The 14,063-nt window shown below is 43.6% G+C and carries 14 protein-coding genes; 11 read left to right on the forward strand and 3 right to left on the reverse strand.

Annotated elements, in window-relative coordinates; translation table 11 throughout:
- Window positions 1-1,799 (forward strand): glycosyltransferase (locus F6K52_RS20155; protein WP_293081554.1); only part of this gene is annotated, 1,799 nt, incomplete at its 5' end.
- 18 nt (window positions 1,800-1,817) lie between these two features.
- Here F6K52_RS20155 and F6K52_RS20160 read toward each other — a convergent pair.
- Both F6K52_RS20160 and F6K52_RS20165 read right to left on the reverse strand, forming a co-directional pair.
- On the reverse strand, window positions 1,818-3,467 hold the full coding sequence (locus F6K52_RS20160; RefSeq protein ID WP_293081557.1) for an urea transporter: 1,650 nt from the start codon (window positions 3,465-3,467) through the stop codon (window positions 1,818-1,820).
- 43 nt (window positions 3,468-3,510) lie between these two features.
- The gene (locus F6K52_RS20165; protein WP_293081560.1) at window positions 3,511-3,723 is read right to left on the reverse strand and encodes a hypothetical protein; all 213 of its coding nucleotides are present in this window, start codon (window positions 3,721-3,723) and stop codon (window positions 3,511-3,513) included.
- A gap of 1,007 nt (window positions 3,724-4,730) precedes the next feature.
- On the opposite strand from F6K52_RS20165, the gene F6K52_RS20170 reads away from it, so the two are divergent.
- The 3 genes from F6K52_RS20170 to F6K52_RS20180 are packed head-to-tail and all read left to right on the forward strand — an operon-like array spanning window position 4,731 to window position 7,469.
- Window positions 4,731-5,168, forward strand: a complete 438-nt coding sequence (locus tag F6K52_RS20170) for an SRPBCC family protein (RefSeq protein ID WP_293081563.1) — start codon at window positions 4,731-4,733, stop codon at window positions 5,166-5,168.
- A 15-nt stretch (window positions 5,169-5,183) separates the two neighbouring features.
- A complete protein-coding gene (locus F6K52_RS20175; RefSeq protein ID WP_293081566.1) occupies window positions 5,184-5,699 on the forward strand; it encodes a cupin domain-containing protein in 516 nt (171 codons plus the stop codon).
- Window positions 5,700-5,735: 36 nt separating this feature from the next.
- Window positions 5,736-7,469, forward strand: a complete 1,734-nt coding sequence (locus F6K52_RS20180; RefSeq protein WP_293081569.1) for a GMC oxidoreductase — start codon at window positions 5,736-5,738, stop codon at window positions 7,467-7,469.
- Between the two features lie 123 nt (window positions 7,470-7,592).
- Here F6K52_RS20180 and F6K52_RS20185 read toward each other — a convergent pair whose 3' ends face one another.
- Window positions 7,593-9,278 (reverse strand): EF-hand domain-containing protein, encoded by a 1,686-nt coding sequence (locus F6K52_RS20185; RefSeq protein WP_293081571.1) that lies wholly within the window; start codon window positions 9,276-9,278, stop codon window positions 7,593-7,595.
- A 342-nt stretch (window positions 9,279-9,620) separates the two neighbouring features.
- Here F6K52_RS20185 and F6K52_RS20190 point away from each other — a divergent pair, with 342 nt between their 5' ends.
- From F6K52_RS20190 to F6K52_RS20220, 7 genes are all read left to right on the forward strand, one after another.
- Window positions 9,621-9,887, forward strand: coding sequence for a hypothetical protein (locus tag F6K52_RS20190; protein ID WP_293081574.1), 267 nt, complete (start codon window positions 9,621-9,623; stop codon window positions 9,885-9,887).
- A gap of 39 nt (window positions 9,888-9,926) precedes the next feature.
- Window positions 9,927-10,088 carry a hypothetical protein gene (locus F6K52_RS20195; RefSeq protein ID WP_293081577.1) on the forward strand — a complete coding sequence of 54 codons (162 nt, stop codon included), beginning with the start codon at window positions 9,927-9,929 and terminating at the stop codon, window positions 10,086-10,088.
- A 125-nt stretch (window positions 10,089-10,213) separates the two neighbouring features.
- Window positions 10,214-11,449: a transposase gene (locus F6K52_RS20200; protein ID WP_293081580.1), complete on the forward strand. Its 1,236-nt coding sequence runs from the start codon at window positions 10,214-10,216 to the stop codon at window positions 11,447-11,449.
- 54 nt (window positions 11,450-11,503) lie between these two features.
- Window positions 11,504-11,860 carry a hypothetical protein gene (locus tag F6K52_RS20205; RefSeq protein WP_293081583.1) on the forward strand — a complete coding sequence of 119 codons (357 nt, stop codon included), beginning with the start codon at window positions 11,504-11,506 and terminating at the stop codon, window positions 11,858-11,860.
- 28 nt (window positions 11,861-11,888) lie between these two features.
- A complete protein-coding gene (locus tag F6K52_RS20210) occupies window positions 11,889-12,011 on the forward strand; it encodes a hypothetical protein (RefSeq protein ID WP_293081586.1) in 123 nt (40 codons plus the stop codon).
- Between the two features lie 470 nt (window positions 12,012-12,481).
- The gene (locus F6K52_RS20215; protein WP_293081588.1) at window positions 12,482-13,522 is read left to right on the forward strand and encodes an amino acid ABC transporter substrate-binding protein; all 1,041 of its coding nucleotides are present in this window, start codon (window positions 12,482-12,484) and stop codon (window positions 13,520-13,522) included.
- Window positions 13,523-13,649: 127 nt separating this feature from the next.
- Window positions 13,650-14,063, forward strand: a 414-nt coding sequence (locus tag F6K52_RS20220) for an ABC transporter permease subunit (protein ID WP_293081591.1), incomplete at its 3' end; no start/stop codon positions are given.

The following is a 14,063-nucleotide window of genomic DNA, read 5'->3' on the forward strand; positions in this document are numbered from 1 at the left end:
TGCTATTTTTAATGTTAAGGGTGCAAAACCGTAGAGCTCAGATGTCCCAGTTATCATTAGATGTCATTTCAGGAAGGTTTAATCCTTCTGTGGATATCTTAATCCCAACCTATAATGAACCTTGTTTTATACTAAAGCGAACAATTATAGGTTGTCAAGGGATAGATTATGACAACAAAAAAGTTTATTTACTAGATGATACTAAACGTCAAAATGTCAAAGAGTTAGCTGCTGAATTGGGGTGTAATTATATAACTCGTCCAGATAATTCCTATGCAAAAGCAGGCAACTTAAACCATGCTATTCCAAAAACATCAGGGGATTTGATTGTATTCTTTGATGCAGATTTTGTACCAACTAAAAATTTTATGACTCGCACCGTAGGCTTTTTTAACAAAAGTAATGTGGGATTAGTCCAAACTCCTCAAAGCTTTTATAATCCTGACCCGATTTCCTACAATTTAGGTTTAGAAGATGTGCTACTGCCAGAAGAAGAGATATTTTATCGGCAAGTTCAGCCCATAAGGGATGGTGCTGGCGGTGTGGTTTGTGCCGGAACTTCCTTTGTTGTGAAACGTGATGTTATAGAAGCAGCTGGTGGTTTTGTAACCGATTCTTTGACTGAAGATTACTTTACTGGTATTCGCATAGCAGCAATGGGTTACCAGGTTATTTATTTAGATGAAAAACTGAGTGCTGGTTTAGCCGCAGAAAATATTGCTGCTCATGTCGCTCAACGATTGCGGTGGGCTCAAGGAACATTACAGGCATTTTTTATTGATGCTAATCCTCTAACTATTCCGGGATTAAAACCAATCCAAAGGCTAGCCCATTTAGATGGATTACTAAATTGGTTTACCGGTTTATCTCGCTTGGGATTCCTGTTAATGCCCCTAGCTTATTCCTTTCTAGGGGTGATTCCCTTACAAGCAACGGCTGCTGAATTGTTATATTTCTTCCTACCTTATTATCTGATACAGCTCACAGTTTTTTCTTGGTTAAACCTCCGTTCCCGGTCAGGGTTGTTGTCGGATCTTTACTCATTGCCTTGGTGTGTTCCTATGAGCATGACAGTGATACAAGTCATGCTCAATCCTTTTGGTAAAGGATTTAAGGTAACACCCAAAGGAGTAAAACGCGATCGCTTTGTGTTTAACTCCAAGTTGGGATTGCCTTTGATTATCCTATTTATCGCTACAGCAGTGAGCTTATGGCAGAATTTAAGTACTTCTGTGATGTATTGGGGCAGTGGGATATCAGCTACTGACGCTCAGATGATTCAAGGTCTGAGTCTAGGTTGGATTTGGAGTATCTATAACCTGATCATGTTGGGTATTGCTTTATTGATTGTAGTGGATGTCCCCAATCCGGACCTTTACCAGTGGTTCAAGTTGCGCCGAGTGGTGCGGCTTGAGATCGGAAATAGCACTGTCTGGGGTATGACCACCAAGATTTCAGAAGTTGGTGCTCAAGTGGCCTTGACCGAGGTGGCTGATTTACGATTAGATACTGAAAACACTGCAACTGAACAGTTGCCAGTGACACTAGAGATGATCGAGGAAAAGCTACAGTTGTCAGGAGTAGTTACTGAAATTGACAACAGTGGTGAAGAAGCTAGTCTACGGATTATGTTTGACCCATTAACTCTCCAAGAGCATCGCACTTTGGTAGAGATGCTCTTTTGCCGTCCGGGTCGATGGCAGCGACGGGAAACTCCATCAGAAATGCGATCGCTTTTACTGTTGTTTAAGATTTTGCTGAAACCCCGAGTACTATTTGATCGCCAGGCTAGGAGTTGAGAAACTCTATTGATTGATCTAAATCACTAGCAACAATTCGATAAATCCTTCCCAGTTAAGCTCTTTGCCTCCAATTCGCTGTTGCAAAAAGGTCACTTCATCTTCTGAAAGAGGAGGCTGATCCACACTGGCTAACACTACATTCATTTCATCTAGCTCAACCACTCCATTCTTATTCTTATCAATGGGAATAAAGTATGTGGCAAACTCATTAAGTCTCGACATCAGACGACGGTGGCGCAGCAGCAATTCCCCAAATTCCTCGAAGTCTATTTCTCCGCTGTTATCCACATCCATGCTGGAAAAGACAAAGTTCAGTTCATCATCACTGATGCTATGCCCCGCTTGCTGGAAGTGATAGCTAAGTTCTGTCAAAGACAAGCTGCCGCTTTGATCCCGGTCGATAGCATCAAAGATATAACGCAGGTCACCTTTGAGTTCTTGGGGTGCTTTGTCAAATAATACCTTGTGATGCTGCCCAACCATGGCTCCCTGCAACTGCCGACGGAAGGCCGAAATCACTTCCTTGGCTGTGAGGTAGCGGAATCGATGTTCTTCGGGACTAGCAATGGAGTAGGGTGCCACAGGCACCAAGGAAGAAAGCGATCGCTGTAAGATTACGAAGCAGGCATAAGTACCCAGATGAAAGGACATGGCCAAAATCGGTAGTTTCAAGGGTGTCATTACCAGACTCAGCACCCAGGCAATCAGGGCTGATCCAAAGGCTCCACCACTTGCAAACAAAAGGCTTCGTCGATTAGGGGTATAGAAAATGCCTCCAATAGCAATTGCCGTTAATGCTGAGTTATATCCCCACAGTCCGGCGTACAGCACATTGAAATTTACCCCCAGTACTATGCCAGTGAACAAACCAATAACCGACCCTAGAACCGCAACCAGGGCTCCCATTGGGCTACACAAGGCCAATGCAATGATAATTAACAAGGCAGATACTAAGCTGCCTGAAAAAAAGATTTGACCAATTCCGGTGATTAGGCCGGATAAAACGCTTACTCCATCTAGGGATTCAGCTGGGTTAGGGAAGGGCGGTGGTGTCCCTAATTCAAAGAAGGGTTGTGGAACGTAGAGGGCAATTACCAGAAAGCTGTACGTGACGATGTGAAATGGCACTCCCATAGAGGGCAGCCCTAAATACACGGCCATCCATAGCCCGATATACTGCATCAATACTGTGCTCAGGGCTGCACAAATGATAACCGCCAGTACCCAAAGCAAGTTTCCAGTACCATTGCCCCAAGTGCCAAAGGTTCCTAAAGCCAGCCCAACTAAGGCTCCGTTCAAGCCAAAAATGCCATTGCGAATACTGGGGCGATCAAGATCCATCAAATAGGCAGTCCAGGTAGCCACAACAACTCCGACAACTAGCATCAAGGCTACCCAGGGCGACTGAAGAAAAACCGCAAGAGTAATGAGTAGTCCAGTGATAGGATTATTGGCAAACGCTACCTGACCGATACCGCGTAAACTAGTATTGATAAAATCTAACAGCGGACGCCGCTCCCAGGCTTGGTTGAGGTCTTGCAGAGTTCCCATGATGGGCAAGGGATGCCGATGAGATGTTTTCTCTGACTTCAATAAACGAGATAACAGCTCATGGAGGGGCAAAGGTTGAGGTTTATCTTGATAAATTTCAGATGTTTGAGACATGGTAAATTAATGCTTTTGTTGGGTAAGATCCACTCCTGTGCAGCTATTTCTTAAACAAGGCTAAAACCTTAAGGATGTGGTTTTTACTCAAGACTGAAGTCCTCTCAATCAGTTCATAAAACAGTTTGAGGAAACGATCGGTATCCACATCCAAACAGGCTTCTACATTGGGAGGATAGGTGGCTTCATCCCGACGATCGCGCAGATCCGCGAGGGACATACCAGAGGTAAATTTTCCTTCAGTTTCCACCACCATATAGACCGATTCTGTAGAAACCAGGCTCGGATCAATGGCAACATCGACAGCGATATTTGCCCACCGCCTCTCGGGGTTTCGGCAGATACAATCGAGGAGTTGTCATGAGGGGAAGTAATATTTAGTAATATTTCAGGAATTTTATATAGAAATAGCATAAACAAAGAGATAAGTAAAAAATATAATTAAAATAGTTTCTTAAGAATTACATTTATGCCAGTGACAGCTTTGGTGAATACAGAAATGAATCGGGAGCAGGCACCGGAACATGCCAATACTTGAGGTTTGGTCGTGATTTAGGACCAGGGTAAACCCATGTTATTTTGAAATGCCTATAGGTGCGCTTTCCGCGTTAAGAATTAAATTCGCCACGGGTCGCACCTCTGGATATGATAATCATACGATAAGTATTTTTGCTTATAAATTTTGAAATTTTTGTTAGGTGCGCTTTCGGCATCTAATTATTAAATTCGCCACGGGTCGCACCTCTGCATCGCTTCTGAGTAAGGCTTATAGAATTTAGATCCGTTTGCCCTGCCTGTTAGCAGGGCTGTTTCATTGACAATCTGCGATCGCTAGCCAACGCCCTTCGGGCTAATCGCCTTTGGCGCGGCTGAGGCCTTTGGCCACGCTGCGCGAACGCCGATCGCTGAAAGCGAGGCTTCGCCCATCAGCTTTGCTGCGCCAAAGGCGATCGCTGAAAGCGGGACTGAGGCCTTTGGCCACCCTGCGCGTTCGCGTAGCGGAGGCCGTAGGCCAAAACGTCCATCGCCTTTGGCGGGCTCTTCGAGCCATCGCGGCGACTGAGTATGGTATTATCTGAGGGGTCGGTTTTTTTTCTTGTCTGATGGTTATTTACTCACTTGCACCCTTGTGGGACCTGGCTAGGTCAGCAAGAAAAAATACATGGAAACCTGACCAAAGTTGATTACTGTATCATTTAATGCTGTTAATTTTGTCCTACTTGTTGAATAATCGAGTAGATTAGTAGAGAGAATATCGACAGAATGACTAGAGTTTTTACAAGTGCTGTTATCAATACTCATATTGATACAGTCTGGATGAAGATCAGAGATTTTAATGCTATGCCTAACTGGCATCCAGCTATTGCTAACAGTTACATAGAAAATGATGAACCTAGCGATAAAGTTGGCTGTATTCGTAATTTCAATCTCAAACAAGGGGGGAATATTCGAGAGAAGCTATTGGTTCTAAGCGACTTAGATTATTTATTTTCCTACTCAATTCTCGAATCCCCCATGCCATTAACTAACTATGTGGCAACATTTCAGCTTAAGCCAATCACAGATGGAGATCGAACTTATGCTGAATGGACAGCAATATTTGACTGTGACCCCCAAGACGAAAATCATCTGATTAAGTTAATAGGTGATGGTGTTTTTCAAACAGGTTTCAACGCATTGAACCAGATATTTAATAAATAATGAAGAGCCGTTGAAATGGCAGATGCACAGTATTGGATAGAGAAACTAAAACTCGATAAATTAGAAGAAATTGGCGGCTACTTTCGCTCACATATTAAATCAGAAAAAACAGTTTCTCAGATAGCTGGTTCTGAAGGTGGCAATGAGCGTAGATTGTGGGAAGTCAACTATTACCTCCTGCAGAATAATGATGTTACAGCACTTCATCAACTCAAGCAAGATGAAATATGGCATTTTTACGCAGGTAACCCATTGGCTCTTCATATATTCCCCAATGATGGAAATTACCGGAAAATTAAGCTGGGTAGTAACTTGGACGCGGGTGAAGTTTTTCAGGCAGTTGCAACCCATGATACTTGGTTTGGAGCGACAATGGTTGAACCCAATTCTTTTGCACTAGTTGGTACTACTCTAGCGCCCGGTTGGGATCCAACCGATTCCAAAAAACCTACTCCTAATCAGTTGGAAAAATTGATGGAAATTTATCCGCAACATCAAGAGTTAATTAAGCGATTAACCCTTAGTATATAGCTGTAATTTATATTAAATCGTTGTATAGCAACGTTTATGACTGTATTCTCATCACCCAATCTTAATTATGGGTATCCCAGGCCGGGTCAACAGGAACTTAATAGTCAAGACATCATGAACCATGTCTTTTTTCTTTCCCCGAGTGAATGGAAAAAGACGCGAGAAGAAAAACAATTTGACTATATCGTTATTGGCACTGGCTTTTGTGCTCTTGGCTTTATTGAGAGAGTTATCAATAAAGATGATAATGCCAGAATTCTGCTCATCGAACGCGGGTCATTTTTCCTGCCAGAACACGTTCAAAACTTACCGACCTCCTACCAAAAACTCTTACTCAAGCAGGCGTTAAAAACCTTTCCCTGGACTTTATCATCTAAGACCCTTAATCTTAATAAATATATTAAATGGCAGCATGGGATAATTCCGTTTTTCGGAGGTGGCTCGACCCTATGGAGTGCCTGGTGCCCGGAACCGACAACAGCGGAAATGAACGGTTGGCCTCAAGCAACGATTAAGGCAGCCCAAGACTATTTTAAGACGGCGAAAAGGTTGCTGAATGTGGTTGGAGCCAATGACGAAGAAACCGGAAATATCTTTGACCACTGGCAAAATAAACTAACTGAGAGATTGAAGCAGAATCTTCAGGATATTAAGTCAGCCACCCGCGTCCAACATGCTCAGATTGCAGTTGGCACTCCAACGATTACATCCACTGACGTGGAAAAGTTTTCCACACCAGGGCCACTTCTGGATGAGGTAATAAAATGCCAGGAAGAAGCCAAAAAACGTCAGATTGATTCCCGACTGAGTATTGTCACCGAATGTACAGTGACACGGATCTGGCAACAGGAAAACCAAGCAACAGCATTAGAAACAACCCGTGGGGTGGTCAATGTTGGCGATAGTAAAGTTATTTTAGCCATGGGGAGTATACCGTCAACAACCCTGGTTTTGAATTCTTTTCCACAGGCAAAAAATGCGGGTAAACGGTTTACCGCCCACTTTATCAGTGCCATTGTTGCCCGTATTCCCCGAGACGACTTTCTGGAAATCTTTGACTGGGAAGAAAGCATTAAAAATGATTTAAGGAAAAAAAATCTGGAGTTGGCAGCTATCTACTTCGCTGGCGTCGATCAGGAAACTCAGGGACAATATCACATTCAACTCTCAGCTATATCCGATCCTGACCCAACTAATAAGACTCACATTGATACAGCGGCTCGTAATATGCCGGATGTGGTAGCCACCGCCTCACCCAAGCAACTTGAGACATCCAAGGATTACATCGTGTTTGTCTGTGCGGTTCTGGGTGAACTATTCGATAACCCTGGTAACGGGTTACAAAAAAATGATGGGGACGATCCCACAACCAATGTTACCCTGCAAGTGTTGGAAACGGACAAAGACTTATCCCTGTGGGATACTATGGACAAAGCCACTTTTGAGGTTCTTGAGCAGGGTTTGTCCCCAAAAGGAAAAGACCGAGTAGAATATTGGCACGGTGATCCCGATACGGGACAATGGAAGCGCGAACGCCACAAAACTCGTGTTCCCGGATTGGTACACGAAGCCTCAACCATGTGGATTGGGGATGATGAAGAAGCTGTTGTCGGGTTAGATTATCGGCTCAAGGGTGTAGAGAACGTCTATATCACCGGAGCTTCACTTTGGCCCACTGGCGGTTCTTGGAACCCAACGTTGACCATGGTTGCCCTTGCCCAACATCTAGCCGATAACCTAACCGAACAAGCAAAGGAAATTAAGACATAGGAGATCGAACAGGGGTAGTGCCGTGAAAGGCACTACCCACCCCGTCCTAGCATTGATAAAATCCAACAGCGTCCGCCGTTTTAACCCTTGGTTCAGGTCTTGCTTTGCAACACCTTTTTCTCATTACATTGCTAACAATGCCAGTTCATCCATCGACACCATACCATCTTTATCGACATCCAACACCTCAAACATCAGGCTAATTAATCCTTTCTGGGTGCTGCCTGTCCGTTCTACCAATGCTCCCTGTACTTCTGCCGGGGAAATATAGCCATCTTGATTTTGATCGAGAAAGGCAAAGGCATTTTTGACACCCTGTTTCAGCTCTTCTCTGGTGATTTCTCCATCGCCATCAGCGTCCCATTGCTCATAACCAACCAGGACTCTCCAAGTATCTTTCATGCAGCTTTCCATAATCAGGTTTTTGCCAGGTAGACATTGCTCCAAAGGCGGAGCACCACCGTTTTCTCTAACATAATTTAGCAACGGTTTGATTTGATTGAGTCCCGTCAGCAAGTATTGATAAATACCGAGACTGTAAATCTTTTGGGGGTCAAATGGAGCGTGGTTAATGCTGACAATTTTTAGACTAGGGTAGTCTTCAACTACTACATCAAAATCAGCATGAAGAAAATTGGTTGCTTCCCGATCAGGGCTGCTGCGAGTTTCGGTAATAGACTCTTGTAAGACGTACCCAGGCACCTGAATCAAAGCAATTTCGGTATCAAATGGCAGCTCTTCTAACAAATCTCCATAGGTAAAGGCTGCACCTTTTTCATAGTCTCGCTTACCTCGAATGCATCCTCCTTGGAGCATCACTATATCGACATTATTCAAGCTTTTCTTGATATAATAACATAGGGTTGAGGCCACTTTTTCGGGTTGGAATCGCGTCCGTTTAGAGGACATAGATTCTTTCACCTCAAAAATTTCCACATCTATCAGGTAACCTAGAAAATTCTGGGTACTTTCTACAAACTTTTGAACCTTGGGATCGGCATCAAAATGGCTGGTTGGCAACAGATGAACAGCACTATGGCATTGCTCGGAAGCATCCCACCACACATCAACAACAACCACATTAATAGCATCAGCACCAGCTTTAACAATCAGACTCCGCTCAATTTTTTCAATATAAATCTCATGGTCGTGCCCGCCAACAATTACAGGAACCTTACCACTAAGTTGGTGATCTTGCTGGATCCCCGTGGCTAGTTCCCGATCTTCTGCAATGGTCTGATGGGTCAGGGGAATCAGCATGGTTGCGTCATTGGAACACTTAGACCAGGTTTCCTTTAAAGCATCAAATATCGGTTGAATGGTTAGGTTCGTCCCTGGTCTGAAAAGATCGGTATTGTTAGTGCAAAATCCAGCAAAGGCAACTCTATGAGAACCGACTTCAACAATGTCATATTTCGGAAGTGGCTGACCACTGGCATCCACAATTGGCAAGTCCAAGATGTTGCTATTTAAGCATTTTCCTTCGTAGGTTTTGAAACGCTCACGCAGGACATCCAGGCTGACATCGAATTCATGGTTGCCCAAGCAAATATAATCAATGTTGACTACCTTGAGCACGTCCAGCATGGCTTTACCCCCATCAACTGAGGTAAGTAAACAAGGAGAGAGAAAGTCTCCGCTGAGGCAGGCAATCACCACGGCATCTTCCGATGTTTCCTTTAGGGATTGAATCACTGTTTCCACGTAGGGATAATTATTGATGTCGTAAACATCATTGATAGAAATAATTCTGAGATAGTTTCCCACTGCCTCTCGGGGTTTTGGCAGATACAATCGACGAGTGGTCATGAGGGGAAGTAATTTTTAGGAATATTTCAGGAATTTTATCTAGCCAAAGCGTAAACAAAGATATAAGCGAAAATTATAATTAAAATAGTTTTTTAAGAATCATACTGATACCAGTGACAGCGTTGGTGAATACAGAGATAAATCGGGAGCAGGCACCGGAAAATCCTAAAACTTGAGGTTTGGTCATGATGAGCGTAGTACCTGTAGTCTAGAAATACTGATTGCTAGTTGTATGGTATCTTAATTAAGGTGCCTATCTTGGCTACTACCACAATGGAAGCATTTTGACAGTTGCTAACGTATCATTACCAAAAAAAACCAGGGTTAAGTCTAACTTGCTTTATGACAATTCAACAAACTGTTTCGGTTTTGACTGCTAGGTCTATTCTTGAAGGCATTGACGCTGTTACCATTGACCAACTACCCACGGTTTGGCAAAAAATTGCCAGTGGTGAGGCAGAAGTAGGACATCCTGACCTTGAGTTTCTGGTTGCTTTGGCTCAATTGTTTCTAAGCAAAGCAACTGACGGTAGCCCAGAAATTTTTGAGCAAGGTTTCGATTGCCAGTCTCTTTTTCAGAAGGGAGCTTGGGATACTTTAGAGTTCTAAGGCCTTTGGCCACGCTACGCGATCGGTGCTGACTATTTGTTGTCAGCTTACCCAAATTTTGAATTAGCCAAGACTACTGCTGTTGCAACAGATGGTGCTGAACGTGTGGTCGCTTTTGCTGTAGACGTGTTTGAAGAGTTCAACTATGAATTACCAGCCTCTTTCTATCATAAAATGCAACGATTCATCTCGCCGTTATAACGCGACAGGGTTTAACGGCGAGATGAATCGTTGCCAACAAACAAAAACGCGCTACTCGTTACCATTGGTGGATCAACTTCTTAGAATTTAACGCCATCTGTTTAGGTGTGTGTTAAACTACAATCATGCTAACACTAACCTACGAGTTTAAACTGATTCCTTCTTACGAGCAAATTGCCATCATTGAAGAGATGCTGGCAGTCTGTAGGAAGGTGTGGAATTATGCACTCAGAGAAAGAAAAGACTGGATTAACAGTAGGAAGTGTGATGTGAATTCTTGCTCATTGGTGCAAGAATATATTATCCCAGCGGATTTACCCTATCCAGGATATAAAGAACAGGCAGCAGCCCTAACGATCGCCAAGAAATCTAATCCTGAACTCAAAAGAGTAAATGCCCAGGTTTTGCAGCAAGTTTTAAGAAGCTTAGACCGAGCATTTAAGAATATGAAGACGCAGGGTTATGGCTTTCCTAGGTTTAAAAACAAGTACCGAATGAGGTCTTTTGTTTTTCCACAATTTAGCAGTAATCCTGTCAGAGGAGACTGGATTAAACTCCCTCAAATCGGACTTGTTAAGATGAGGTTGTCACGTCCAATCCCTGAAGGGTTGAAGCTGAAACAAGTCAGGGTTGTTAGACGTGCCAAGGGGTATTTTGTAATGTTAGCATTACAAAGTGATGTCAATGTTCCAGACAACCAGCCTTATGGTCATCCGTTGGGTATTGATATCGGGCTAGATAAGTTTTTAGCAACTTCTGACAACGAGTTGATTGAACGTCCTAGATTTTTAACAGAGCTACACCGCAAGTTGAAATTACTGCAACGTAGACTTAAGTTAAAGAAAAAGGGGTCAAACAATAGACATAGACTCAATCAAAAGATTGCTAGATTACATCAAAAAGTATCAGACACCCGCAAGGACTTTCACTTTAAACTAGCTGATCATTTATGTGACCAAGCTGGGATGATATTTGTGGAAGATTTAGACTTTAGAACCTGGGCCAAAGGGATGTTAGGAAAACATACCTTAGATGCAGGTTTTGGTAAATTCTTCAAGATATTGGCTTGGGTATGTTGGAAACGAGGCGTATATTTTGGCAAGGTTGACTACAGGTTAACCAGTCAAATTTGCCCTAATTGTGGGACCAATACAGGTAAGAAAAATTTATCTGAGCGTACCCACTTTTGCCGGTCATGTGGTTGTGAAATTAACCGAGATGTAGCGGCAGCAAAAGTGATTTGTCAACGAGGGGTCGCTGCGGTCGGGCAGATCGTGGCAGAAAATGACTGTGGAGATGTTCTGACGGGGACTGGCAACAGTCTAGTTAAGAATCTAGGAAGCAGTAAACCTGAATCGTGAGGTTTAGGAATCTCCCGGTATAATCTCCGATTTACCGGGAGAGGATGTCAACAGATGCTTCTGTGCCCGATTGAGCGGGACTCGATTCTAGAATCACGGGCTATGGCTTTCGATCCTCGCATGCAGGGTGTCAAACGTCCCTACGATGCTTGCCTTCACGCTTTCAATGTGACGCGGATGCTGATGTTTGTCCAGAGTAAGGCTGCTCGTCACGGTCTTCTGCTCCAACATGGGTGCGGCTGTAACTCTCATCTAACGGACATTCAGTCCGCTGCACCTAGTTCAATAGTCCAGTACTCATTTGAAGATCACAAAACTCGTAAAAAAGCAATTACGGCTTACATCTGGCGCATGTGGAATGAGTACATGCTCTTTCCAATGTCCGTTCAGTCACAAACTCTAGCCCTCTAGGCTTGATAGATACTGCCTTTGAGAAGCATTGCCACTAGAGCTAATTTCTCAACAGAACGTTAAGGACAGTATTCGGTGCGATCGCAAACGCACCCAAAAAGCGATTGGCCGTAGGCCACGCTACGCGAACGCAGGTTTCCTTGAGCCTTAGTACATCCTCCAGGGGTTCACCTCTGTGAGCTAATTTGATGATTGGAATGACTTGATCGGCTCAGGTGAATTAAGCGATCGCTTTTCTATCATTATGATTGATTAATTATTAGTTTGTTAAAAAAAAAAAAAAATTACACTGAAAAGTTTGTAACTATAATCACTAAAGTTACCTGGTCTAAAGTTCCCGACAACTGCGGCGAAGTCTACTTTACTTACCCATTAGCAGCCGAGCTATAGGATAGCAATCCGTGTAGGAATTGTGATAATTTTTGATGCCATATTCCCTACTCCTTATTCTCTTTTGCTTATTCCCTGTTCCCTGTTCACTTTGCTAGATAATTAATCTAACAACATAAGTAATCTAACCAACTTGATCTAAAATGCAAGCAAGCTTAAGCAGCGGAAGCTCATGTAAGCTGATGGTGTGAGGCTGTTGTGTATTTAAAAAACAAGACCAAGAAAAAACTTATGCCTAAATGGAGTTCTCTGGTACTAGCCACTCTAGTATTAGTTGCACCCTTGACAGCCTGTGAAGGAGGTGGGACAAGCGCTACACAAAGCCGCTTAGATATAGTCAAAAGCCGTGGCAAGCTGATTTGTGGTGTTGACGGTGGCATTCCCGGATTTAGCTTTGTGGATGGGAGCGGTAAGTACTCCGGGCTAGATGTGGATGTCTGTAAAGCAGTTGCTGCTGCTTTGTTTGATGACCCAGAAGCAGTAGAGTACCGTAACCTTGACTCCACGGAGCGATTTCCCGCCGTCCGGAATGGTGAAGTGGATATGCTCTCGCGCAATACCACTTGGACCCTTAGCCGAGATAGCTCTACCAATAACTTAGAATTTGCCCCTACTACCTTTTATGATGGTCAGGGCATGATGGTGCGCAAAAACAGTGGGATTAAAACACTGAAAGATTTTCAAGGCAAATCTGTCTGTGTGGAAACTGGAACCACTACTGAGCTGAATTTAACCGACAAAATGCGCGAAGCAGGTGTCGAATTTGAGCCAGTGGTGTTTCAGAAAGCAGACCTTGCCTATACTGCCTATGACGAAGGACGTTGTGACGGCATGACTTCCGATAAATCCCAACTACTGGCCAAGCGCAGCACTCTGCCTAAGCCTGGTGATCATATACTTCTAGATGTTACCATGTCCAAGGAACCCTTGGGACCAGTAACTATTAATAATGACTCCACTTGGTTTGATGTAGTCAAGTGGGTGACTTTCGCCTTGATTGAAGCCGAAGAGTTAGGGATTACTAAGGCGAATGTGGCACAAATGAGCAACAGTCCTAACCCGACTGTCAAACGTTTCGTAGGTGTTGAAGGTGACTTAGGCAAAGGTCTCGGTTTAGAAAACGATTTTGCAGCACGAGTGATTAAGCACGTCGGTAACTACAGCGAAGTCTATGACCGTAACTTGGGTGAAAGTTCTCAGTTTAAACTCAATCGGGGTCTGAATGACCTCTGGACTCGTGGGGGTATTTTGTATTCTCCACCCTTCCGTTAAGGGCTTGTTAACTATTGAAGATTAAAGGTTATAGGTTGGAAATTTAAACTTTCAACCTGTAACCTTAAACTTTAAACCTTAAATCTTAAACCTTAAACCTTAAACCTGCAAGCTAAACAACTAACGAATGACAAGCAATATAGGTCAAAAGCCTCCTTTGTGGCGGGATGACCGATTTTGGCGCATTGCCATACAAGTCCTATTTGTGCTGGTGGTGATTGCGGTCGTGGCATGGCTAGGCAGCAACTTAAGCCGAAATATTCAGCAACAAGCGATTAAATTGGGGTTTGATTTTCTCCAAGATCAAGCCAAATTTGGTATTGGCGATACCCCCATTCCCTACAAAGCCACTGACCCCTATAGCTATGCTTTATTGATCGGACTTGCCAATTCATTGCGGGTGATGGTGTTTGGGATTATCCTGACAACTATTGTTGGTATTACCGCCGGGATAGCTAGTTTTTCTGACAATTGGCTAGTGAGTAAGCTCAGTCTGCTTTATGTGGAAATAGTGCGCAATACACCACTGCTGCTGCAATTG

Origin of the sequence: Moorena sp. SIO3H5 (assembly GCF_010692395.1) — a bacterium.
In the GTDB taxonomy this organism is placed as follows: domain Bacteria; phylum Cyanobacteriota; class Cyanobacteriia; order Cyanobacteriales; family Coleofasciculaceae; genus Moorena.